Here is a 23,339-nt window from a genome sequence, read left to right as displayed (position 1 = left end):
TTTTGAGTTTTCCGTGCGAGAGTATTATCTCATATGGGTGAAAGGATTTAAATACACTGGATTATTAAGCGCTTACGATAAAGCCATGGGCTTTGTCGCCATCCTCGGCGTACTCGCGCTTTCCGGCATGATCATCCGCAACTCGGTCATCCTCATCGACCAGATCCAGAAACATCTGGCCGAGGGCGAAAAACCGTGGGATGCCGTCGTCGATTCGGCCGTGCTGCGCTTCCGTCCCATCATGCTGACGGCCGCTGCCGCCATCCTCGGCATGCTGCCCCTCATGGCCAGCTCTTTCTGGGGCCCCATGGCCGTGGCCATTGCCAGCGGACTTTTAGTAGCGACGGTCCTGACACTTTTAGTTCTGCCGACTATGTACGTAGCGATGTATAAAATCCATAAAGATTGAAAAAACAAAACGAGGTGGGCTTGAGAAAGGGCTGGGGGCATATATTTCGGCTTCGGCGCTCCGTTAAAACAAGGCCTATGCTGATTTTTGCATACGAAGGGGCTTCGCCGTCTGCCACGGCGTTCCTACATCGTAGAATGTAGAAAGGCTTTCCTTAGGCCTTGGCCCTGCGGGCGGTCACTGCGCTCCTGCAGGCGAAATATATGCCCCCAGCCTAGTTCATTCCTACCAATTTGCTTTATCGTTCTATGAAAAAAAACCATCGTTCCAGAGAGAACGGTGGTTTTTTATTGCGCGATATTTGTCAGGGAAGATTTGGTATATTGCGGCTGACGGCCGTATGGCGGATAATGTCGTCGACGCGCAGGTCCACGGCGAGTTCCTGTTTGTTGCAGGTCTCAGCCTGTGCGAACTCATCGGGGTCGTCGGTTGCGAGGCCCTTGAGGAAATGCTGCCAGGCTTCGAGCGTCAGGTCCGTGGCTTGTTTGCGCTGGTCGGCAAGGTAGCGGGCACCGGCGGGCACCTCGACAGCATCGAGCTCCTGCTGGCGGGCCTGCAGGGTCGGGACGACCTCCTGCTCAATCAGGGCTTTGAGGCTGTTCTTCTGTTCCGCAGTGAAGCTTCCGGAGGAAGATTTGCTGAGACTGTCGAAACGCAGTTTATAGGCAGCGAGCTTTTGATTGTAGGAAGCGACGATGCCTTTTGTCGCGTCGATGTATTTGGCGATATCCTCGTTATGCAGCGGTGTGATGGCATCGAGGTAAGCGCGGTAATTTTTGATGTACGTGACCTGCCAGTGGCCGTCATTGGCCTGCTCCATGGCCACTTCGAGCGTGAACGGCGCCTGGGTCCAGTCATCCTTGATGTTGATTTCGGCCGTGGCCGTCGTGCCGTCGCGCGTGATCTTGCCAATGCTGACAAAGGACGTATTGCGCATCTGGCTTCTTTCGAGGAAGCGTTCATAGTCAATGCCGAGCTGACGGCCTTTTAAGATATCCGTGCCATCCGGGAGCTTCCATTCGCCGGAAGTCACACGGCTCAAAATCGTATCCTGCGTGCCGCTCGTGAGCTGCGGCTTGATGGTGATGTAGAATTTTTCATAAGCCGACTTGCTCGTGGCCGTCAAAGTCGCGTCGTAGTTGAAGAGGTCGGCCGTGAGGTCGTCATAGGCGCGCGAGGTCACGAGGTCGAGATTGACGTAGCGGCGGAACGTATCGGCATCTTTTTTGTTCACGGCTGCTGCGGCCTGTTCCAGCGCGTATTTAGGCGAACGCTCCTGCGTGTAATTATGCCAGATCAGGCCTGCTGCAGCGGCGATGATCAGTATAATCAGAAAGAGCAGGGCCTGCCTGCGCCTTTTGATGCGGCGTCTGCGTATCGTTTTTTTCCAAGTATAATCGTCCATTTATGTAGTTCCCTTTTTCTGTCGTAGTATCGTATCTCTTTCATTATACTATAGTCCTCCATGTGAGTCCAAAAAATCGCCGAACTTCATAGGTTTTTACCAGGATATCTGTTAAAATAGAAAATAGAAGCGTGTGCGTGTGTTTGTACGTTTGTACGTTTATGTGTTGTGGGGGATTTTCTTTTTATGAAATGGGTTGACCATCAGGTCTTGACGGGGGTCATTGTCTACGCGGCGACGGATGATATGCTGCTGACCATCTACAGCATGGCCGGGGCAATTTTTCCCGATAAAGTCGAGGGCAGTCCGCGTGCGGGAAATTACTGGAGCTGGCGCAGCCGTCACCGCGGCTGGTCGCACTGGCCGCTTCTTTATCTCGGTCTCATTTTCTTTTTGAGCCATTTTGAAGATGCGCAGCTGACATCTCTGCCCACGGGGGATCTTGTGACCATCGGCATTTATATCTGCATCGGGGCTCTCTTACATATTGCCGAGGATGCCGTCTGCGGCAAAGTGCCGCTCCTCACACCGTACCATAAAGTCGGCATCCGGCTCTTTAAGGTTGGCTCTGTCACGGAATACCTCTTTACGATTGCAGCCGTGCTGCTCTGCTACGGCCTGCGCACGCATTTTTCTTTTTTGCAGTAAATTTTTTGAGCACAGTCAGGTATCAGGGAAGGAGTTACCAGGATGACGACGGATTATCGCAGCAATAACCAGAAAATCAGCAAGGTTCTGCGCCTTATGGCAGAAAAATACCCGACCAAGGAATCCGTTTACGAGAAACTCATTTATCTGCAGTCGTATCTTTCTTTGCCGAAAGGCATTGAGCATTTCATGAGCGATCTGCACGGCGAGTACGCTTCGTTTTTTCACATTCTCAACAACTGTTCCGGCGTCATCCGCGAAAAAGTCGATTACGTCTTCGGTGCGCGGCTGACGGAGGAGGAAAAAGCGGAGTTCTGCACGCTGATTTACTATCCGAAGGAAAAAATCGACCAGATGAAGACGGAAAGGCGCGCGACGCCTGCATGGTACCGCGAGAATCTCAGCAGGCTCTTGGAGCTCGTCAAACTCATGAGCTATAAATATCCGGCTTCGAAGGTCAGCGGCTTTATCCCGCACCGCTATGCCTCGGTCATTGTCGAACTCATGAACACGCGGCCGGAAGCGGACCAGGCGCAGTTCATTTATTTGAAGAAACTCCTGAATACCATTGTGCAGATTGACAGCGGCGCGGATTTCATCGAAGCGTTCACGGTCCTCATCAAGCGGCTCGCTGTCGACCGGCTGCACATCGTCGGCGACTTTTTCGACCGCGGCAACCGGCCCGATGCCATTCTCAATCTCTTGATGAAACATCCGTCCGTCGACATCCAATGGGGCAATCACGACGTCCTCTGGATGGGTGCGGCCCTCGGCAGCGAGGCCTGCATCGCGACCGTCGTGCGCAATTCCCTGCGCTACCACAACACGGACGTATTGGAACGCGGCTATGGCATCAGCCTGCGCCCGCTCACGACCTTTGCCTCGCATATTTATCCCGACGAAGCGCCGCTGAAGGCCGCGGAACGCGCCATCACGATGATGATGTTCAAGCTTGAGGGGCAGCTCATCGCGCGCAATCCGGACTTTCAGATGCAGAGCAGGAGACTCTTAGACCACATCGACTTCCGTTCTTCGTATGCGACCCTTGGCGACGGAACGCGTTATGAGCTCGAAAGTGCGTACTTCCCGACGATTGACGAGGCGAGTGATGATGTTTACGAGCTGACCGATGCCGAAAAAGAAATCATCGCCGACCTGCGCTCGTATTTCCTCGAGAGCACGGTGCTGCACCGCCATGTCGATTACCTCTATCAAAAGGGCAATCTCTACACCTGCTTCAATGGCAATCTGCTGTTCCACGGCTGCGTGCCCCTGAATGAAGACGGCACGTTCCGCACCATCTGCTTCGACGGCAAAGAATACCGCGGCCGCAGCTGGTTTGATTTCTGCGAGAAAAAGGCGCGCGAGGCCTGGCTGCACGGCACGCAGTCATCCCTCGATTTCATGTACTTCCTCTGGTGCGGCAGGCTTTCGCCGACATCGGGCCGTGAGTTCAAGACCTTTGAACGCGCGCTGATTCCTGATGAGAGCACGTGGAAAGAGCCCTCGGACCCGTATTACCGCTATATCGACACGGTGTCCTGCTGTGAGCAGGTCCTCAAGGAATTCGGACTCGACCCGAAGCGCGGCCACATCATCAACGGCCATGTGCCGGTCAAGGTCAAAAAAGGCGAGACGCCTGTAAAGGCAGAGGGCAGGGCCATCATCATCGACGGCGGCTTCTGCCGTGCCTATCATAAAAAGACGGGCATTTCAGGCTACACGCTCATTTCCAATTCCCGCGGCCTGCGCCTTCTGCAGCACCAGAGAATTGCCGATGTCCGCGAAGCGCTCAAGGCCAACCATGACATTGAATCCGTCTCGGAGACCATCGAGCTGCAGTCCTGCCACAATACCGTGGGTGATACGGACCAGGGCCGTGCCATCCAGGATGAAATCACGGACCTCTACAATTTGCTTCTGGCCTATCAGAACGGCCTCTTAAAACCGCGTGATTAATTTTTGCTTCCTTAGATTTTCTTAGGTATCTTTTTGAAAGGTGACTCCCATGTTTACGAAAACCTCGATTCCTTCTCCTTTAGCCGAAAAATACGCGAAGCTGCAGGCCGCTCTGCAAAATCTCGGCAGCGTGGCCGTGGCGTTTTCGAGCGGCGTCGATTCGACGTTTCTCGTCAAGGCCGCACACGATACGCTCGGAGAAAAAGCCGTGGCCTTTACGGCAGCGTCGGACTTTGTGCCGCAGCGCGATGTCGACGATGCCAAAGCGTTCTGCAAAAAAGAGGGCATCGAACACCATGTTGTGCCGTTTCCCATTCTCACGGTGCCGCATGTCAAAGAAAATCCGGAGGACCGCTGCTATTACTGCAAGTACGCGCTCTTTTCCCATATGAAGGAAGTCGCGGCTGCCAAAGGTCTTGCCTATGTCGTCGACGGCTCAAATCTCGATGATGACGGGGATTACCGTCCGGGCCATCGTGCCTTAAGAGAACTCGGCATCCTCAGCCCGCTGCACGAGGCTGGCATGCACAAGCAGGATATCCGCGACCTCTCGCACATCCTGAAGCTTCCGACCTGGAACAAGCCGTCGTTTGCCTGCCTGGCCTCGCGCTTTCCGTATGGCACGGAATTGACGCCTAAAGGCCTTGAGCGCGTGAACCTTGCCGAAGAATTCCTCATGGATAAGGGCTTTCGGCAGCTGCGCGTGCGCGCGCATGGAAATATCGCGCGCATTGAGCTTCTGCCGTCGGACATTCCGCGCATGCTCGATGAAAGCCTGCGCGAAAAGACGGCCGCCTATTTCCGCACACTCGGCTTTGCCTACACGGCCCTTGACCTTTTGGGCTACCGCACGGGCAGTCTCAATGAGACCCTCAAACAGGATGTATAAGATTTGCGCTCATGGCGGCGATGATGTACTATAAAGGGTAGCAGTTTTTTATTCCGCATAGACCGTTTTTATGCATAGAATGGAGATTTTTTTGGATGAAATCAACAAAAAAGATTTTATCAGGCCTGATGGTCACGGCCCTGGTCCTGCCAATCGCGGCGGGGACGGCCAGTGCTAAGACCTATCAGTCCGATTCCGATACAAGCCTCGGCCTGCTCGATTACCTCGAGAACGAGCACCGCGCAGCGCGCTCGAATAAACCGAATCCCGAGAAGCAGCAGCTCAAGGCCGATACGGCCGAGATGGCCAAGCATCTGCGCTATCCGCTCGACCCGACAAAGGCAGCGCCGGTGTCGTTTGAGGGTGACGATTTGACGTGGAATCAGGCCACGGGTGATTTCACGGCCAAGGGCAAGGTCAAGGTCACGCAGCTCGATGAGCACCGCTTTGAAGGCGAGAATATTGACGGCAATACCATCGAAGAGCGCATTCACATTCCGGGCAAGGGCCATGTCCTGCAGTTCACGCCGGGCCAGACCGAGGTCATGCTCGACGGCTTTGAGACGAACTACAATTACAAGATGAAGACGGGCTCGATGGAAAATGCCAAGGGCAAAGTTGCCGACAATTACATGACGGGCAAAAAATTCGAGTTCTATCCGGACAAGATCATCATCTACGACGGCACGAAGACGAAGTGCAGTGCCATCCATCCGGATTACAACCTTTTTGCGCGCAAAATCGAAATTTACCCGAACGACAAGATGGTCATGCACAATGTCCAGTTCAAAATCAAGGGCAATACGTTTTTGTCGAAGTCGCGCTATGAAGTCGACCTCAAAAAGGATAATACCGTCTCGGACTGGTTCCCGCGCGTCGGCTACGATAAGACGAACGGCATCTGGATTCGCGAGAATCTCAACAAGCCTTTGGCCAAGAATGTCGATGCCAATGCCAAAATCATGTATACGACGAAAAAGGACTGGCGCAATGAATTCAATGTCGGCTGGGGCAATGCCGGCAACTACGCGCGCGTGACCTACGGCTACTACGACGACAGCGACGACAACTGGATCAAGAAAGAGCCGTCTCTGCTCTGGGGCCACAATCACCGCCTCGGCAATACGCATTTCCATTACGGCATCAACGGCGAGTATGGCCGCTGGAAGCAGAATGAAGTCGAAAGTACGCATAATAAATACGCCTTTGGCCTGAGCTACGACCCGATTGTCTTTGACGGCTGGCGCCTGTACCTCAGCACGAGCTACGAAGTCACGCATGAGTCGTACAATGATTCGAAGTACAGCGGCTTCAACTACGATATCGTCACCATCAAGGACTTCGATGACCGCTGGTCGGGCTACGGTGCTTACCGCTACCAGAAGAACACGACCGAGGTCTCGCCTTTCGACTACGACAACGACAGTTACTCGCGCAAATTCGAAGCGGGCTTCAGCTACCGCCTTGACGAGAACAACCGTGTGGCCTTTGGCTCCAAATACGATTTGGAAGACAATTCGTGGCGCAAGCTCGATTACTACTGGTTCCACGACATGCACTGCTCGCAGGTCATCCTGCATTACGAAGGCCGCGACAAGACGTGGAAGGTAAAATGGCGTTTCCTGCCTATGTAACAGCTAAAATGTGGATAGGAAATATATCGGTATATAGTATATAGGAAAAAAAGGGAAAGGGTGAAGGCATTGCAGCAGGAGCTGGATTCTGTGATTGAGCAGATGCAGGGCCGAAAAATCCTCGTCATTGGTGATATGGTTGCGGATATTTACCTCGATGGCCGCATTTCGCGCATTTCGCGCGAGGCACCGGTGCTCGTGTTGGAGCAGGCCGGTGAAAAAATCGTCGCGGGCGGTGCGGCCAATGTCGTCAACAACATCGCAACACTTGGCGGCGAGGTCTTTGCCGTCGGACTTTTGGGCGATGACGGCAGCGCGAGGGGCCTGAAGAAAATCCTTGCCGCGAATGGCGCGCATGTTGAAGGCATGCTGGAAGATGCTTCGCGTCCGACCATTTCCAAGACGCGCATCATTGCGGGCGGCCGCGCGACGGTCAGCCAGCAGATTGTGCGCATCGACAAGGAGAGCAAAGAGCCCATGGGCCTTTCCTTTGAAACGGCCCTGCATGATTATATCCGCTCCGTCCTGCCGCAGATTGAGGGCGTGGTCATCAGCGATTACGGTTCGGGCACGGTCACGGAAGGCCTGCAGGACCTGCTGATTTCGTACTGCCGCGAGCATGATTTGCCGAGCATCGTCGATTCGCGCTACGATGTCGGCCGTTTCCATGGCATCGGCTATGTCAAGCAGAATGACGCGGAGCTCGCCTCTGCCGTCGGACGCAGACTGCACTCGACCGAGGAAATCTGCGAGGCCGGCGAAGAGCTCCGCGAAAAGCTCGATGCCGACGGCGTGCTCGTGACGCGCGGCGAACTCGGCATGGTCCTCGTCGAGCGGAATGGCTCCATTCATAATATCCCCGTTTCCGATAAGAGTGAGGTCTTCGATGTCTCGGGTGCCGGCGATACCTGCGTGGCCACGGTTATCTTAGCCCTCGCTGCTGGCGTAAGGCCGGACATGGCCGCAAGGCTCAGCAATATCGCGAGCGGCATCGCCGTGCGCAAGCTCGGCACGAGCACCGTTTCGGCCGCGGAACTCAAAAAGACCGTAGAAATTCTGCAAGGCAAAGAGAGGGAAGAACATGCTGGTTGCACCAAATGATATCGAGAAACTCTGCGAAATCCTGCACCGTGCAGGGCAGAAAATCGTCTTTACGAACGGCTGCTTTGACATCCTGCACGCCGGCCATGTGCGCTATTTGAATAAGGCGCGTTCTTTCGGCGACTGCCTTGTGCTCGGACTCAATACGGACGATTCGGTCCGCACGAACAAGGGTCCGACGCGCCCGATTAACGGCGAACTCGACCGCGCCGAAGTCGTCGGTGCCCTGAAGTCCGTCGATTACGTCGTGCTGTTTGGCGAAAAGACGGCCGAGACGATCATCGCAAAAGTCCGCCCCGACGTCTACGTCAAGGGCGGCGACTACACGCTCGATACCCTGCCCGAAGCCAAAATCGTCCAGAGTTACGGCGGCCGCGTCGAATTCGTCAACATGGTCGAGGGCCGCTCGACTACGAATATTATCGAGAAAATCAAGCAGGAAGGGTGATGGGTATGAAAAACATTCTGGTCGTCAAGATGAGCTCCATCGGCGACGTCATTCATGCCCTGCCCGTGAGCTACGCCATCAAAGAGACGTATCCTGACGCTCATCTGACGTGGGTCGTCGAGCCTCCTGCCTATGACATCGTAGCCATGGACTCCTGCATCGACGAAATCATCGTCTTTCATAAAAAGGAATTCCGCCATTTCGGCGGCTTCCTCAAAAACTTCGGCCCGTTGCGCAGAAAAATTCAAGAGCGCGACTACGATGTTGTGCTCGACCTGCAGGGGCTTTTCAAGTCGGCCGCTGTCGCTTCGCTCGCCAAGGCCCCGAAGGGCATGAAATTCGGCATGTGGAATATGCGCGAGGGCAGCAAGTACGTTTCAAAACCCGTCGTCGGCGAGCACGTGCACGACCATGTCATTGAACGCTACCTCGACACGGCGCGCGCCATCGGCTGCAAGGTCAAGGACGTGCGCCTGCCGCTTACAGTGCCGGAAAAGGAGCAGCGTCTGACGCGCCAGATTTTCGCGCAGGCCGGGGCCAATATGGAAAATCCCTATGTCGTCTGCGTTGTCGGCGCCAGCTGGCCGACAAAATGCTGGCCCGACGGCCATTTTGCGGCCCTCGGCGACTGGCTCTACGATAAAAAAATCATCCCGGTGCTCGTCGGCAGCGGCCCGGTCGAATCGCAGAAGGCCGCGGAAATCATGGCGAAGATGGACATTCCGCCCATCAATCTCGTCGGCAAACTCAATTTTAAGCAACTTGCCTATCTTTTCCAGCAGGCCGCGGCCGTCGTCGGCGGCGACACGGGCCCGACACACCTCGCCGTCGGGCTCAAGACCCCGACCATCATGCTGATGGGCCCGACCTATCCGAGACGCACCGGTCCCTACGGTCAGATGGACAATCTGCTCGTCGTGGACCGCGACTGCCGCGAGTGCATGAAGCGCGCCTGCCCGCTCGGCCATGACTGCATGGCCATCATCCAGCCAGAGGCAGTCGAGGCGAAACTCTGCAAACTGCTCTCGCTTGACACAGCCAATATATAAGAAGGAAAATTCATGTATCAGAACATCCTCGTCATCAATACGATGCATATCGGCGACCTCATGCTCGTGACGCCGGCCCTGCGAACCCTGCGCACGAATTACCCCGGGGCCCATATCGCCCTCTTGACGGACAAACCACTCGGCGACCTCGTGCGCTGCAACAAAAACATCGATGAATGCATCCTCATCGACAAACACGGCAAGGATAAAGGCTTTTTTGCCCTGCTGCGCTTTATCAAAAAAATCCGCAGCCGTCATTTTGACCTCGTCATCAACTTTCACCGCAATGAAAGGGCCTCGGCCATCGCGGCTTTTTCCGGCGGCAAACGCATTGTCGGCTATTCACAGCCGGGCTTCAAGCGCTTTTTTGACAAGGTCATGCCGAACCGCGCCATGGCCGATACGCCAAAAGAACTTGTCATGCATCAGGTGACCTGCCATCTTAAGGTCCTCCAGGAAGCTGCCGGCTGCACGAAAATCGACGACCGCGGCCTTGAGATGTGGCTGCCGCCTGAAGACGAAGCCAAGTCGGAAAACATCTGGCAGAAAGAATTTTCGCCTGAAGCCAAGGTCATCGCCTTCAACATCGGCGCGAGCTGGCTGACAAAGCGCTGGCTCGATTCGTACTTTGCGGAATGCGCCGACCGCTTCATCCGCGAGGGCTATGAAATCGCGTTTTTCGGCGGTCCGACGGATGTGCCGATTGTCGAGAAATGCATTGCGCAGATGCAGGAGAAGGAAAGCCCGAAGGTTCACGTCTTCACGGGCAAAGTCAGCCTGATTATCCTCGCGGGCCTTTTGCGGCGCTGCTGCCTGTTCCTGACGACGGACTCCGGCCCCATGCATGTCGGCGTGGCCATGAATGTCCCGATTGTCACGATGTTCGGCGCGAGCCCCGTGCCGACCTTTTATCCCTACGACGGCAAGGATATCCTGATTAAGACCCCCGAGAAATGCCATCCGTGCGGCATCCACGAATGTCCGCGCACGGGGAAGGAAAACATGGCCTGCATGAAGAATATCCCAGTAGATGTCGTCATGAAGTACGCAGAGGAACTTTTAGCGGCCTATCACGCGGAGCCGGCGTACAAGCTGCTCAAGCACATAGGCGATTACAAATGCCGCGTCATTGAGCTCTAAAGATTTAGAGGCAGAGAGGTGTAAAATGGATAAAGAAAAGCTTTATGATTTTGTCGCCCAGCGCACATCGCGCTGCAAGATTCTCGTCGTCGGCGACGTCATGCTCGATAAGTACTATTACGGCGAAGTCACGCGCATTTCGCCGGAGGCACCGGTGCCCATCACGCATGTGCTCGACACGAAAGAGACCTTGGGCGGTGCTGCCAACGTTGCGCACAACCTCGCGCTCCTCGGCTGCGAGACGAGCATCACGGGCTTTGTCGGCGATGACTACCACTGCCAGAGCCTGCTCGACAAATTCACGGCCAGGGGCATCGACTATCATGGCCTCATCACGACCGACCGTCCGACGACGACGAAACTGCGTGTCATTGGCGGCCATCAGCAAATGATGCGCCTCGACTTCGAGGAATCCGCACCAATTACGGGGCCTTACGCCGACCGCTTCCTCAATTACATCAATCAGAAGCTCAATGAAAGCCTCGACTGCGTGATCATTTCCGACTATGGCAAAGGCTCCTGCACCGAGGAAAACTGCCATAAGATTATCGATGCCTGCCACGCCCACGGCGTGCCGGTCGTCGTAGACCCGAAAGGGGCCAACTGGACAAAATATGCCCATGCGGACTACATTACGCCAAACCTCAAGGAAATCAATCAGGTGCTTTTAGAGCCCATCCGCAACGAGGACAAGGCCGTCGAGAAAGCCGCGCATTACGTCATGCGCAAGTTCAAAATTCGCAACATCATCGTCACGCGCTCCGAAGAGGGCCTGTCCCTCGTCCGCGATGACGAGATTGTCCATATCCCGACCAAGGCACAGGAGGTCTTCGATGTTTCCGGTGCCGGCGATACGGTCATCGCCGTCTTCGCCATGGGCCTCGCGGGCGGCATGAGCCCTGCTGACAGCGCCTACATGGCCAACCTCGCCGCGAGCGTCGTCGTCGCCAAACTCGGCACGTACGCTGTCAGCCGCGAAGAACTCATGAAAGTGCTCAAAGGCGAAAGCAAGGAATAAAGTCAAAACACAGACTCTTATAGATACAGGGAGGAATTTCTCATGATTATCGTAACGGGTGGTGCCGGTTTTATCGGCAGCAACATTGTCAAGGAACTCAATCGCCGCGGCCGCACGGACATCCTCATCGTCGATGACCTCAAGGACGGTTCGAACTACAAAAATTTGCGCGGTCTGCAGTTCATCGACTACCAGTACAAGGATGATTTCCTTCAGTCCATCGAAGATGACGACTTCGACGGCACGGACATTGACGCCGTCTTCCATGAAGGCGCCTGCTCCGACACGATGGAGTACGATGTCAACTTCATGATGCGCACGAACTACGAATACTCGAAGTCGCTGCTGCATTTCTGCCTGCAGCACCGCATTCCGTTCATGTACGCTTCGTCCGCTTCGACGTACGGCAGCGGCAGACACGGCTTCCGCGAGGGCGACGAGTGCGAAGATGCGCTGAATCCATATGCCTTCTCCAAACTCGCCTTCGACCGCTACGTCCGTCAGGTCATGCCCGAGGCCCACAGCCAGATTGTCGGCCTCAAGTACTTCAACGTCTACGGCCCGCAGGAACACCACAAGGGCAAGATGGCTTCCATCTTCTATCAGCTTTATAACCAGATCAACGAGACAGGCAAGGCCCATCTCTTCCGCGGCTGGGGCGACATCAACGGCACGCCCGTCAAAGACGGCGAGCAGCGCCGCGATTTCGTCTACGTCAAGGACGTCGTCAAAGTCAACCTCTGGTTCTGGGAGAACCACGGCCCTTCGGGTATCTACAACTGCGGCACGGGCCATGCCCACAGCTATATCGAAGTTGCCCAAGCCGTCATCAAGGCCATGGGCAAGGGCGAAATCGCCTTCCGCGACTTCCCGGAAGTCCTCAAGGGCAAATATCAGAACTTCACGGAGTCCGACCCGACGCACCTCTTGGCAGCCGGTTACGACCAGGGCTTCACCGACATGGAAGAGGCCGTCAAGGAGTATGTAACATTCCTCGACAACGGCGGTTATTACGAATATGGAAAATAAGGCCGTCTTTTTCGACCGCGACGGCACACTGAACGTCGACATCCACTACCTGCACCGCCCCGAGGACTTCATCTGGATCGACGGGGCCAAAGAGGCCATCAAGTACGTCAATGACAGGGGCTTCCTCGCCATCCTCGTGACGAACCAGAGCGGCGTCGCCCGCGGCTTTTACCCCGAGAGCGACGTCCAGCGCGTCTACGACTGGATGAATGCGGAACTCGGGAAAATCGGCGCTCACCTCGACGCCCTCTACTACTGCCCGCATCATCCCGAAGCCAAGCTCCCCGAATACCGTAAAATCTGCACCTGCCGCAAACCCGCGACCGGCCTCATCGACAAAGCCTGTGCGCGTTTCGGCATCGACCGTACAAAGTCCTACTTCGTCGGCGACAGCGAAGCCGACATGCTCTGCGCCAAAAACGCGGGGCTCAAGGGCCTGCGGTATGAGGGCGGCAGCCTGCGGGAACTGTTGGTAAAAAACATAATAACTGACAAAATGTAAATAAATTTGCTAGCCTCATCAAAAGATGGGGCTTTTTGTTTGCCATTCTGGGACGGATAGAGTAGAATTAAAAAAGAAAAGATAAGCAGGATTTTTCCTGCAGAGATATTAAAGGATCGATTGCATGCTGGACTATATCAAGTTAGGAAAAAAGATTTACAATACAGAAAACCCGCGTGAAGCTCGAAGAATGGTGGTCTTTGTCGCTCGCTGTCTCCTGAATGCAGGCCGCATGAACAGACTGCACCAGTTTTTTACGAAAGATGAGCTCCTGCGCCAGATTGCGGAGGAATATCCTTTTGTCTACGAACAGCCGACGAGAGCGTTCTTCTACAACAAATCGACCTTTGACGAACGGGCCAGACTGGTCGAGCAGCATATGGAGTATCTGGCGAAACATCTGAAAAAAGATGTTTTACTGGGAATCTACGCAAGACAGCGCTATCTGCTTTGGGAAAGCAAGGATGATATTGGTCACCTGCGTTTTGAACTTTTCTATCATCCGGGACAGCGCAAGGAAGGAATTTTGTCCGTCGTTCTACGCCTCGATGAAAATGACCTCTACCAGATGATGTTCTGGATTGCGCCGAATAAGGCCGGTGAATGGGCCCTCTGGATTGGCGCAATGCAGGGGCCGAACATGGAAAACGCGAAAGATGTCGTTAAGAAAGTCACGAAGCGCTGCCATGCCTACCGCACGAAAAACTTCATCCTGCACGCGACGCAGGAAGTTGCGAAAGCCCTTGGCCTTAAGCATATCTATGCCGTCACGAACTACGGCTACTATGCGAACAATCACATTCGCCGCGACCGCAAGCTCAAGACGAGCTTCAGCGACTTCTGGAAGGAATCGGGCGGCCGTCCCTGCGCCGACCAGCGCTTCTACGAACTGCCCATGACCGAATACCGCAAAACCATGGAAGAAGTCCCCACGCGCAAACGCGCGAACTACCGCAAACGCTACGCCCTGCTCGACGAAGTCGACGCGTCGATTGCGGAGAAAGTCAAATTACTGATGAAATAAATGAGGGAAATATGAGCTCACTGGCGATTTTAATCCTGACTCGGAATGAAGAAGATAATATTGTTTCTGTTGTAGAAAATGCCAAGAAGTGTACGGATGAAGTTATCATCATTGACTCGGGCAGTACGGACCGCACGGTAGAACTGGCGAAAGAGCACGGTGCAAAAGTCAGCTTTCGTGCATGGACTGACGACTTTTCTGCGCAACGGAATTTTGCTTTGGAACAGACGAAAGCCGACTGGGTGCTGTATCTTGATGCTGATGAACGCTTGAATGACGAATTAGTAGAAAATGTCAATAAGATTATCCATTCGGAGGACATGAAATATCAGTATTCTATGGAAAGAAAATCGGTGGCATTTGGTACGAAGTTCAATCATGGCGTTTTGAAACCAGATCATGTTGCACGCATGTTTCCTAGGACCCAAGTAAAATGGGTACATAAAGTTCATGAGCATCCGGAATGCTCATTGCCTGTGAAAAATTTATCTGGTCATATTGAGCATTATACCTATAAAAGCTGGCAGCATTGGGAAGGAAAGTTATGCCGCTATACGACAATTTGGGCAGAAGATGCCTATAAAGGCGGAAAGAAAATTTCCTTAAGTGGTATTTTTATACACAGCATAGGCGGCTTCTTCAAAATGTTTGTCGTGAGAACTGGTTTTCTTGATGGCTGGATGGGAACCTATATGTGCTTCAATCATTTTTTTTACACAATGCTCAAATATCTCAAACTGTATGAATTGCAAAGGAACGGTAAAAAGTAATGCGTGTAGCCATCTTAGAGACAGTAAAGACGTCTGGCGGGTTTGAACAAGAATTTGACCGTCTGATTATCAACGAACTTAAAAAGCAGGGGCATGAACCGGTACTGTTTTTGCCTGAAAACAGTACCCTGCCTGTCGACTTCAAGATTCCGATTGAATATATGAAAGGCGGACAGATTGTCGATTATGAGGGAGCAGGAAAATTAAAGAAGATATGGCTGTCAATCCAACGAGAGCGCAGACGCGTTAACTGGTTCAACTCTGCTTATGAAAAAGCCTGTGCCCATGATGTGGATGCCATCATGCTGACAACAGCGACATATCGATATCTGCGGTCTTTGCATAAGAGTCGGCTGAAGGACAGCCCGATTCCTGTTATTTTTATATTCTTGGGAGTAAATCCTCAGGAGAAACCGAAATTTTTAGAGCAGGCTCGTAAATGTCAAAGCTATAAAAATATCAAATTAAAAGTAACGACACTCCGTAATGATTTTAAGAATGATAATGTTCTCAATGTGGAACTGATAAAGCCGCCAGTTTTGTTGCCGGAAGGAATAAAAGTCAATCCGGTGCTTTCGTATAAAGAGCCAATTCGCATTGGCTTCTTTGGGCATTACCGCAAAGGCGAAAAAGACGTGGATGGCATTATTCAGGCCTTTTTACAATGTCACCTTGACCGGAAGGCTGAGCTTGTTATACAGGCAGCTCCTACAAGCGCAGAGGATCGTCAGGATATCGAAGGTATCATGGCCAAATATGATAAAGAATCATCTGTGCATTTTATTAAGCATAAGGTCTACGGAAAAGATTGGTATGATCTGTTGCAGAGTGTAGATGTTTTATTCCTTCCGTATAGCAATACACGTTATCTTTACAATTGGAGTGCCGTATATTTTAATGCTTTTGCCCTGTATAAACCGGTCTTAGCAACAGATGTATTGAATCCCGAGATTTTGAAAGAATATCGAGTGGGTAAAGAGGTCGATTTAAAAGATTTAACACATTTGTCGAAACAGCTATATGAATTTTTGCATGACTATAAAAAGATGCTGCCGACTTACGAAAAAGAGCTGCAAAGAATCAATCAGGATTTCAGCACAGAGTCATTTTTACGAAGTCTTTTATCCTGATTTTTAATCCATTATGTAAAATACAGAGGAGGGAAATGGGCAATGCGCACGATCGTATTGTTATATATGGGCGATGAGACTGTTACGGCTAGTGCTGGTACGGAACGAGTCTTGACCAATATGGCAAATGCCTTTGTTAAACGAGGTTATCATGTAGTGGTAGTCACGAATGATGATACAAATGCAGTGCCATATTTCCCGTTTGATCCCCATGTAGAACTCGTATTTCTGAATCTCTGGAAGGTGAAAATACCTTTTTATATCAAGGTGAAGCGGGAAATCAATCGAGTAATCCCTGTTATGGATCGTCCTGTTGAATCGTATCGGGCAGCATTGTCTGTAAAAAAATTATCGCAGCTTTTTCAAGGAAGGCAGGTAGACTGCATCATTGTCTATAATCATGAAGCTATACAAGTTGCAGACCGCTGGCAGCATGGAACGGTACCGATAATTGCCATGATGCACAATGCCATTCGCATTATTATGGGAAACAGTAATCAGATGACTTTACGAGAGAAAGAAAAGGCAGATATCATTCAGGTATTGATGCCATCGTATGTGGAAGAGGCAAAACAATATATCAAGAATACACCTGTTGTCTGTATTCCAAATGTTGTAGAACAGGTTCTTTTGGACCAGCAGGCACGGATTGATAAAACTAAAGATACGTATACGATTATTACGGTCGGCCGCATAGACCCCTATCAGAAGCGGACACATATTTTGGTAGAAGCATTTGCCTTATTAGCAGACCGTTATCCTGAATGGCAGGTAGAGCTTTGGGGTAAGATAAAGAAGCAGGATTATTACGAGAAAATTTGCCGGTTTATCAAAGAACACCATTTGGAGAACCGCATCCATTTTATGGGCACAACAAAAAATGTCCAGAAGCAGCTTCAAGAAGCGGATATTTTTGCTTTTCCATCTTCATTTGAAGGCTTTCCGTTAGCTTTGACAGAAGCTATGGCTACAGGTCTGCCGTCTGTAGGCTTTCGTTCTGCAGATGCCGTTAAGGATTTAATTGCCGATGGGCGGAATGGCATATTATGTGCTGATGGTATCCCAGCTTTTGCTAATGGTCTGGAGCAATTGATGCGTAATCAAGGCTTGCGCGTAAAAATGGGTCATCAGGCTGCCAAGAATATGCAACCTTATGAACCTGAGCGTATATGGGATCAGTGGCAATCGCTTGTAGAGTCTGAAATCAAGAAATTTGCAAATAAGAGGAGATAACGGCGTGTTTGAACAATTTTTCCTTTCCGCACAGCAGGATATCAAGTTATTTATTTGCTTTCCAATTCTCTGCGCTATATTTCGCGTTATTTTTATAGCAGTTCATAAGCCATATTCTTCTTTATCAGGAAAGAAAAGGGCTTTATTTCATTGCTTCCGATTTGGCTTTTGGTGGGGCATGGATATCAATGCCTATGTATTTTTACTTTCTTTGGTAGTTGTTACATTGCCAAGCTTGTTTATTCCTTTTTGGTCGCAGCATGGGGACATAATACGCTTGATTCTTGGCCTTACTTATGCATTTTTCTTGTATATTGCATTTGTCGGCAAGATGATTTTTTATGCGCAGTTCCATGATATTTTCAATAATATTGTTTTCTTAGGAAAAAAGGCAGAGAAGCATAATCTGATTGATGTTTTCTTCAACCAGTATCATGGCGTACGAAACTTGCTCCTGTTCATTCCTTATGAATTCTTAGTCGGTTGGGGCATCAGTGTGATATTGTCCATACCATGTATTCCTTATCCTCATTTTGCCGGAGCAGCGTATTATTTATTTAATATCGCAGTCGTTCTAGCCTTGGCAGCGTTCTTTTATTTCTTCCGTTATGGCGGAACTTTTATGCATGATAATAAGCCGGAATGGGATACGATTCCGGCTGTGGTCAAGGAGGATCCATTCCTTTCTAAAGCTACGGTAGATGATTTGATTGCTCTGAAGATGCTGCGTCATCATCCCATGAATGAGACCATGCAGCTCAGTGATACGGAAAATCTGGCTCGTGTAAAACCATTCATTGAGGAAAATGGCGGCAGTGTCCAATCATTTGATGACGCCATACAGGCATTTCTTCATGAGGCGAAAGGACCAAAGATAGCCAAGCCATTGCATATATTCCTCATCGTAGGCGAAAGCTACTCACAGCCTTATTTTGACCCGGCTTTCGCAGATCTTCATATTGCTGATGAAGGAAAGAAGTTTATGGCAGATCCACATACGGCTTCGATTCCAACGACTTTATCGGCAGGAATCATTTCAAGACCGTCAATTGTCAGCCTTATGTCAGGTATATTCGATGCTGGCTTGGAACTGAATGAACGCGAAGAGTTTTGGCATGGAACGATGCCTACGGCTTTGCCTCTGCAGCTTCGTAAGTTGGGCTATGAGACAAATTACTGGTATGGCGGCAGTTTGTCTCATGGCAATTTCACGCATTTTGCACCCGCCTGCGGCTTTGATCATGCTTATTCGGCAACCGATATCTGTGCTCCGGATGCACCTCGTTCCTGGGTGGGGGTATACGACCATATTTTCTTAGAGAAGGCGGCGGAACTGATAAAAAAAGATGATCATCTGCCGCAATTCCATTTTATTTATACGACTTCCAATCATGGCCCGTATAAGATGCCTCTGCGTAAACTTGGTTTTGAAGCAGAAAAAATCATGAAAGTTCAGCAGGATGTGCTGGATGAAAAAATTATTCCGAAAGTGTTGGGAACATATTGGTATTCGGATCGAGCTATCAATCACTTTATTGATGAGATGAAATCAATCTATCCAGATAGTCTGTTTATCGTTACCGGAGATCATGGTTCACAATGCTCGGAACTGCAGCATACATCTTTTATGAAGCGCGAATATACATTCCGGGAATTGCATTCGCCAATTCTGATGTTCCATCATAGGGAACTTACAAAAGATTCTTTAGCGAATAATCCGATTGGCGGCCACATGAATATACTGCCTACTATCTTTGAACTGATTGCTCCAAAGGGATTCCAATATTATTCTTTGTTTGATTCGTTAACAGAGCCTGTTGACTATTGTGTGACGCCGTATCATTGGGCAACGCGAGAAGCAATTGGCGCATGTAATGCAACCTACTATCAGCTCCTATCTGCTAAAGCTGGAAGTGATATCCAGCAGGGCACAGCGCCATATGATGATCTTTGTGCTGCAGAAAAAAGCCTGACGGCATATCTTCTGCAGCATCCGAATCTTTTGCGTCCTGTGCAGAAGTGGCTGAAGAAATAAGTTATCATGATCAAGGAGAAAAGCATGTCTGACTTTATGATAAAGAAGCAAACTTGTATTTCACAGCTGCCATTGTTGATGTTGGTAGTTAGCTGTGGTGCATCATCGGGATTCTTGATGATCGTGGCTTTGTTGCTGCATCTGTTATTATGCAGATATTATCGCGAACCTGTTCTTGGCCCTATCATCTATACAAAAATGTTTCGTGTGAGTTTGGTCTTTATTTTCCTCTTTTTTGTCTGCTCGTTTATTCCCTTGCCATTTAACGATGGGCAACCGCGGTTGCTTTTTCGATATATATCACGCCTAGCACCGTTTATATTGGCTGTTGTTATAGCAAGACCTACGGCGGAGAGTTTTCTGGCAATATGGTATGGCTGGGGCCTTTCACTGTTATACTTTTTTGTAATTGTAGCTCGCACCCCAGTTTGGGAAGTGAATCGTTTATTCGGTCCTTTCAGCAGTCCCAATACTTTAGCGGGGTTATTAGTCATCATGCTACCGATGGTCCTTTTTGGCGTCGTAAAGTATAGAAAGAGCTTTTTAAAGAGCAGTATTGTATTGTTACTTTTTAGCATGATAGCGGTATTTCTTGTAGTGTGTACGGGGTCACGTAATGCATACGGGACGTTTATAATCTCTTTCTTCGTACTCTCATGGCTTATTTACAGGCATCGTGATACATTCTCTTTGAAGATTATTGGTACCGTAATAGCATTCATTTGTCTGGGGATTGCTTATGCGTCGCCTATGATTATATCCCAGCGTGTCGAACGCAATATTGGACAGGATGGACGCATTTATTTGATGCAGGCCGGCATTCAGATTGCGAAAGAACACCCGATTGTCGGTATCGGTGCGGGCAACTGGGGAAAAGTTTACAAAGAGCGCTTTGAAGCTCAGAATCCCAATCATGAACAGAATATCCAATCTCCACATAACATCTATCTGCATGTACTGGACGAGTCTGGTATCATTGGCTTAACAGGTTTCTTAGCATTGTTCATTTATCAGATTAAAGAGATTATATATTGGCTGCATCGCATATATGCGCAGGAAAAAAGAGCACTTCCATGGCTAGGGGGAATAGGACTATCGATTGTGTCTGTATTCATCTTTGGCTTTTTGGATTACGACTTTTTTAGCCGCAATATGATGCAGATTTACTGGCTTTGCTGGGGACTTTGCTTATGTGCTATAGAAAGCGCAAAAAAGGAGCTGGGATTGAATGAATGATTTGTTAAGCATCATTGTTCCTGTCTATAATAATGCAAAATACCTCTCCCAGACGTTAAAAAGTATACAGGCACAAACCTATAGGACTTTTGAATTGATTCTCGTCAATGATGGCTCGACAGACAATAGCTTAGAAATTTGTCGAAATGCAGCTGGTATGGATAATCGAATCATTGTTATTGATAAAAAAAATGGGGGTGTAAGCTCCGCTAGAAATCGCGGCTTAAAAATAGCAAAAGGCAAATATATTTCCTTTGTAGATGGTGATGACTGTATAGATTCCGATATGTATCGTGTTATGATTGATACATTAGAGGCGGAGTCTGCTGATTTAGTGAATTGCTGTGTCATAAAGGAAGAAAACTACAAACCTATTTCATACAAGAAAGAACAATCCTATGTCAGCACAGCACCATTAAACTGTCTGGCAAAGAAAGGCCATTTTGTCGATAGCTCGCTGAATAAAGTATATACAAGGGAAATTATTGGTGAAACGTGTTTTGATGAAAATATATCTTATTCAGAAGATAAGTTATTCGTAACAGAGATTTTTCTTAAAGCGAAGAAAGTCGTATTCCTGGATAATATTTTTTATCATTATATTCAACATAAAGACAGTCTCTCTTGGCAGGATAATTACGATGTGTGGTATGGAAATTTTCAGGTATGTAGGAAAATATATTCGCGTGTAAAAGAGATGGAATCCGCTAATGGAGAAATAATAAACAGTGCTTTTCGTGGTTATGTGAAATCTATCATCGCTTTATTACGTTATGATATCAAATATAGGGATAAGGAGCAATATAATACTGTCTTAGTTTCCCATCGTAAAGATATAGAATTATTTTTACAGGAAACGCCTCTTTCTATTGCAAAAAAATGGGAATATAAAACCTATACGATATCGTATTTTGTAGCATCTCTGGTACATTACTATTTTAAGAGGAAGAAATAAGATATATGCTTGAAAAAATTGGCAAAGAACATAATTCATTTCTGGCTCAATCAGTTGCAGATAAAAAAGTTCTAGTGATTGTTCCTCATGAAGATGATGAAATCAACGTAGCTGGGAGTATCATGTATAGTTATGTCCACAAGGGCGCTGATGTATACTGTGCTTTCACGACAAATGGTGACTTTTCTTTCTCAGCAGCGACTCGTATGGATGAGGCAAAGCGGGCATTAACTGTACTGGGTGTTAAAAATATTATTTTTTTAGGGTACGGGGATACTTCGAATAATTATAAAGGTGGACATTTATTTTATGCTGAGCAACGACCAGTAGAATCACCTTCGGGACATAATGAAACATACGGGTCTGATATTGCTCTGGATTATGCGTATCAAAAACATAAGAAACATAGCCCATACTGCAGAAGTGCTTTTCGAAATGACATACAAGAACTTCTTTTGGATATACAACCAGATATCATCTTTTGTGTAGATCTTGATCTTCATTCAGATCATCGTGCAGCATCGATTCTATTTGAAGAGGCAATGGGGAAAATTCTGTGTCGCCCTAATAATATGTATCGACCGACCGTATTTAAGGGATTTGCTTATTGTACGTCTTTTGGTGCACTAAAAGATTTTTACGACATCAATATCCGGTCGGTGCTGTTGCCATCTCCAAGGGAAGATGTAATTATTGACAAATCTCTATATACGTGGAAGGATCGTGTACGCATTCCAGTCTTGCCAGCATGCAGGGGGCACTTCTTACGGCATAATATCCTTTATAAGGCATTGTTCCAGCATGCTTCGCAGAGTGCTGCTCTTCATGCTGTCCGTATTGCTAATGCGGATGCTGTTTTTTGGCAGAGACGGACAGATAATCTTGTCTATCAGGCACGTATCGCAGGAAGTTCAGGAGATTATCAGAGAGTTGCTGAGTTTAATGTTTTAAATATTAGAGATATAGACAGTAAAGCGATTTCTTTTACACAATATTTATGGAGTCCTAAAACTAATGATACAAAAAAAACAGTATCATTTCATTGGGATAAGAATGTAGATATTGCTTATTTGGAAATTGGAGGAAATGTCGAAAACACAGGCAGGATAAATAAAATAGAAGTATCTTTTTCAAATGGCAGCAAATATATATTAGGTCCTTTGCCTAAAGCAGGAAATCTATTGCACTATCGTCTTCCTGCTGTGCAGCGTACAGATGCATGTCAACTGCGTATTTTGGGAACAGAAGGTACCGATTATGGTATCAGTACAGTCGGTCTGTATTCTTGTCAGTTCCCTGAAAATCTTGAAATTCCCTATATCAAGATAATGTGCGAAAATGAGTTTATATACGATTATATCATTCCCTTCTCAACAAGAGAGTGTCAACTATCCGTTTATCGTTATGGAACGGAAGAAGATGTAATATACCATTTGCAAGAAAATTCTAAGAGCCAAATTACAGACTCGGGAAAAGTTATTTTTTCTTCTAGTGATCAAGTACTGCATGTTCGGGCAGAGTTAAAGACTCATCCAGGTATATATGATGAGGTATGTATTCATCGTGTGACAGGAAGCTATATTAAAAGAATAAATTTTTTACAAAGGATAGAAGCTGCATTATTAGATTTTTATTTGAGAAAATATAGGAAGTATACGCATATAAGACATAAATATTTAAAACAAATATGAATCTCTAACGATACTCAGCTGGATACTACTGTGT

General features: G+C 49.0%; 21 protein-coding genes. 20 read left to right on the top strand and 1 reads right to left on the bottom strand.

Translation table 11 applies throughout. The annotated features are described in order from the left end of the window. A partial coding sequence (locus ACE419_RS07540) for an efflux RND transporter permease subunit (RefSeq protein WP_435721544.1) occupies positions 1-409 on the top strand: 409 nt, incomplete at its 5' end. 304 nt (positions 410-713) lie between these two features. Here ACE419_RS07540 and ACE419_RS07535 read toward each other — a convergent pair. Continuing rightward, positions 714-1,814: a hypothetical protein gene (locus tag ACE419_RS07535; RefSeq protein WP_432648199.1), complete on the bottom strand. Its 1,101-nt coding sequence runs from the start codon at positions 1,812-1,814 to the stop codon at positions 714-716. Positions 1,815-2,000: 186 nt separating this feature from the next. Here ACE419_RS07535 and ACE419_RS07530 point away from each other — a divergent pair, with 186 nt between their 5' ends. From ACE419_RS07530 to ACE419_RS07440, 19 genes are all read left to right on the top strand, one after another. Then, positions 2,001-2,462 carry a metal-dependent hydrolase gene (locus ACE419_RS07530; RefSeq protein WP_432648502.1) on the top strand — a complete coding sequence of 154 codons (462 nt, stop codon included), beginning with the start codon at positions 2,001-2,003 and terminating at the stop codon, positions 2,460-2,462. Between the two features lie 42 nt (positions 2,463-2,504). Continuing rightward, the gene (locus ACE419_RS07525; RefSeq protein WP_435721543.1) at positions 2,505-4,421 is read left to right on the top strand and encodes a fructose-1,6-bisphosphatase; all 1,917 of its coding nucleotides are present in this window, start codon (positions 2,505-2,507) and stop codon (positions 4,419-4,421) included. 49 nt (positions 4,422-4,470) lie between these two features. After that, on the top strand, positions 4,471-5,310 hold the full coding sequence (gene larE, locus ACE419_RS07520) for an ATP-dependent sacrificial sulfur transferase LarE (protein WP_432648090.1): 840 nt from the start codon (positions 4,471-4,473) through the stop codon (positions 5,308-5,310). A 95-nt stretch (positions 5,311-5,405) separates the two neighbouring features. Continuing rightward, the gene (locus ACE419_RS07515; RefSeq protein WP_432648091.1) at positions 5,406-6,944 is read left to right on the top strand and encodes an LPS-assembly protein LptD; all 1,539 of its coding nucleotides are present in this window, start codon (positions 5,406-5,408) and stop codon (positions 6,942-6,944) included. 102 nt (positions 6,945-7,046) lie between these two features. Beyond that, positions 7,047-8,045: a bifunctional heptose 7-phosphate kinase/heptose 1-phosphate adenyltransferase gene (locus tag ACE419_RS07510; protein WP_435721550.1), complete on the top strand. Its 999-nt coding sequence runs from the start codon at positions 7,047-7,049 to the stop codon at positions 8,043-8,045. After that, a complete protein-coding gene (rfaE2, locus tag ACE419_RS07505; protein ID WP_435721541.1) occupies positions 8,026-8,493 on the top strand; it encodes a D-glycero-beta-D-manno-heptose 1-phosphate adenylyltransferase in 468 nt (155 codons plus the stop codon). The genes ACE419_RS07510 and rfaE2 overlap by 20 nt, the downstream gene beginning before the upstream one ends. 5 nt (positions 8,494-8,498) lie before the next feature. After that, positions 8,499-9,542 carry a lipopolysaccharide heptosyltransferase I gene (gene waaC / locus ACE419_RS07500; protein WP_432648368.1) on the top strand — a complete coding sequence of 348 codons (1,044 nt, stop codon included), beginning with the start codon at positions 8,499-8,501 and terminating at the stop codon, positions 9,540-9,542. A 12-nt stretch (positions 9,543-9,554) separates the two neighbouring features. After that, positions 9,555-10,682: a glycosyltransferase family 9 protein gene (locus ACE419_RS07495; RefSeq protein WP_435721539.1), complete on the top strand. Its 1,128-nt coding sequence runs from the start codon at positions 9,555-9,557 to the stop codon at positions 10,680-10,682. 25 nt (positions 10,683-10,707) lie between these two features. After that, on the top strand, positions 10,708-11,700 hold the full coding sequence (gene rfaE1, locus ACE419_RS07490; protein WP_435721538.1) for a D-glycero-beta-D-manno-heptose-7-phosphate kinase: 993 nt from the start codon (positions 10,708-10,710) through the stop codon (positions 11,698-11,700). Between the two features lie 42 nt (positions 11,701-11,742). Beyond that, the gene (gene rfaD / locus ACE419_RS07485; protein ID WP_435721537.1) at positions 11,743-12,729 is read left to right on the top strand and encodes an ADP-glyceromanno-heptose 6-epimerase; all 987 of its coding nucleotides are present in this window, start codon (positions 11,743-11,745) and stop codon (positions 12,727-12,729) included. Continuing rightward, positions 12,719-13,231 carry a D-glycero-alpha-D-manno-heptose-1,7-bisphosphate 7-phosphatase gene (locus tag ACE419_RS07480; RefSeq protein WP_435721535.1) on the top strand — a complete coding sequence of 171 codons (513 nt, stop codon included), beginning with the start codon at positions 12,719-12,721 and terminating at the stop codon, positions 13,229-13,231. The genes rfaD and ACE419_RS07480 overlap by 11 nt, the downstream gene beginning before the upstream one ends. A gap of 124 nt (positions 13,232-13,355) precedes the next feature. Next, complete coding sequence (locus ACE419_RS07475; protein ID WP_435721533.1) at positions 13,356-14,255, top strand: VirK/YbjX family protein; 900 nt, start codon at positions 13,356-13,358, stop codon at positions 14,253-14,255. Positions 14,256-14,266: 11 nt separating this feature from the next. Continuing rightward, entirely contained in the window at positions 14,267-15,025 is a 759-nt protein-coding gene (locus ACE419_RS07470; RefSeq protein ID WP_435721532.1) for a glycosyltransferase family 2 protein, read from the top strand. Further along, on the top strand, positions 15,025-16,155 hold the full coding sequence (locus ACE419_RS07465; protein WP_435721531.1) for a glycosyltransferase: 1,131 nt from the start codon (positions 15,025-15,027) through the stop codon (positions 16,153-16,155). Before ACE419_RS07470 ends, ACE419_RS07465 begins: the two co-directional genes overlap by 1 nt. 42 nt (positions 16,156-16,197) lie before the next feature. After that, entirely contained in the window at positions 16,198-17,388 is a 1,191-nt protein-coding gene (locus tag ACE419_RS07460; protein WP_295712937.1) for a glycosyltransferase, read from the top strand. Positions 17,389-17,392: 4 nt separating this feature from the next. Then, positions 17,393-19,423, top strand: a complete 2,031-nt coding sequence (locus ACE419_RS07455) for an LTA synthase family protein (RefSeq protein ID WP_435721530.1) — start codon at positions 17,393-17,395, stop codon at positions 19,421-19,423. Positions 19,424-19,429: 6 nt separating this feature from the next. Further along, positions 19,430-20,659 carry an O-antigen ligase family protein gene (locus tag ACE419_RS07450; RefSeq protein WP_435721529.1) on the top strand — a complete coding sequence of 410 codons (1,230 nt, stop codon included), beginning with the start codon at positions 19,430-19,432 and terminating at the stop codon, positions 20,657-20,659. Beyond that, positions 20,652-21,614, top strand: a complete 963-nt coding sequence (locus tag ACE419_RS07445) for a glycosyltransferase family 2 protein (RefSeq protein ID WP_435721527.1) — start codon at positions 20,652-20,654, stop codon at positions 21,612-21,614. Before ACE419_RS07450 ends, ACE419_RS07445 begins: the two co-directional genes overlap by 8 nt. Before the next feature lie 5 nt (positions 21,615-21,619). Beyond that, positions 21,620-23,305, top strand: coding sequence for a PIG-L family deacetylase (locus tag ACE419_RS07440; protein ID WP_435721525.1), 1,686 nt, complete (start codon positions 21,620-21,622; stop codon positions 23,303-23,305). Positions 23,306-23,339 lie beyond the last annotated feature (34 nt).

It is taken from the genome of Mitsuokella apri (assembly GCF_047974105.1).
GTDB lineage: Bacteria > Bacillota > Negativicutes > Selenomonadales > Selenomonadaceae > Mitsuokella.
This window is presented reverse-complemented; position numbering and strand designations above follow the sequence as displayed.

What these genes read in the sequence shown, in the direction of transcription:
- ACE419_RS07535 (WP_432648199.1), bottom strand. Translation starts at nt 1,814, where the DNA reads ATGGACGATTATACTTGGAAAAAAACGATACGCAGACGCCGCATCAAA.
- ACE419_RS07530 (WP_432648502.1), top strand. Translation starts at nt 2,001, where the DNA reads ATGAAATGGGTTGACCATCAGGTCTTGACGGGGGTCATTGTCTACGCG.
- ACE419_RS07525 (WP_435721543.1), top strand. Translation starts at nt 2,505, where the DNA reads ATGACGACGGATTATCGCAGCAATAACCAGAAAATCAGCAAGGTTCTG.
- larE (WP_432648090.1), top strand. Translation starts at nt 4,471, where the DNA reads ATGTTTACGAAAACCTCGATTCCTTCTCCTTTAGCCGAAAAATACGCG.
- ACE419_RS07515 (WP_432648091.1), top strand. Translation starts at nt 5,406, where the DNA reads ATGAAATCAACAAAAAAGATTTTATCAGGCCTGATGGTCACGGCCCTG.
- ACE419_RS07510 (WP_435721550.1), top strand. Translation starts at nt 7,047, where the DNA reads ATGCAGGGCCGAAAAATCCTCGTCATTGGTGATATGGTTGCGGATATT.
- rfaE2 (WP_435721541.1), top strand. Translation starts at nt 8,026, where the DNA reads ATGCTGGTTGCACCAAATGATATCGAGAAACTCTGCGAAATCCTGCAC.
- waaC (WP_432648368.1), top strand. Translation starts at nt 8,499, where the DNA reads ATGAAAAACATTCTGGTCGTCAAGATGAGCTCCATCGGCGACGTCATT.
- ACE419_RS07495 (WP_435721539.1), top strand. Translation starts at nt 9,555, where the DNA reads ATGTATCAGAACATCCTCGTCATCAATACGATGCATATCGGCGACCTC.
- rfaE1 (WP_435721538.1), top strand. Translation starts at nt 10,708, where the DNA reads ATGGATAAAGAAAAGCTTTATGATTTTGTCGCCCAGCGCACATCGCGC.
- rfaD (WP_435721537.1), top strand. Translation starts at nt 11,743, where the DNA reads ATGATTATCGTAACGGGTGGTGCCGGTTTTATCGGCAGCAACATTGTC.
- ACE419_RS07480 (WP_435721535.1), top strand. Translation starts at nt 12,719, where the DNA reads ATGGAAAATAAGGCCGTCTTTTTCGACCGCGACGGCACACTGAACGTC.
- ACE419_RS07475 (WP_435721533.1), top strand. Translation starts at nt 13,356, where the DNA reads ATGCTGGACTATATCAAGTTAGGAAAAAAGATTTACAATACAGAAAAC.
- ACE419_RS07470 (WP_435721532.1), top strand. Translation starts at nt 14,267, where the DNA reads ATGAGCTCACTGGCGATTTTAATCCTGACTCGGAATGAAGAAGATAAT.
- ACE419_RS07465 (WP_435721531.1), top strand. Translation starts at nt 15,025, where the DNA reads ATGCGTGTAGCCATCTTAGAGACAGTAAAGACGTCTGGCGGGTTTGAA.
- ACE419_RS07460 (WP_295712937.1), top strand. Translation starts at nt 16,198, where the DNA reads ATGCGCACGATCGTATTGTTATATATGGGCGATGAGACTGTTACGGCT.
- ACE419_RS07450 (WP_435721529.1), top strand. Translation starts at nt 19,430, where the DNA reads ATGATCAAGGAGAAAAGCATGTCTGACTTTATGATAAAGAAGCAAACT.
- ACE419_RS07445 (WP_435721527.1), top strand. Translation starts at nt 20,652, where the DNA reads ATGAATGATTTGTTAAGCATCATTGTTCCTGTCTATAATAATGCAAAA.
- ACE419_RS07440 (WP_435721525.1), top strand. Translation starts at nt 21,620, where the DNA reads ATGCTTGAAAAAATTGGCAAAGAACATAATTCATTTCTGGCTCAATCA.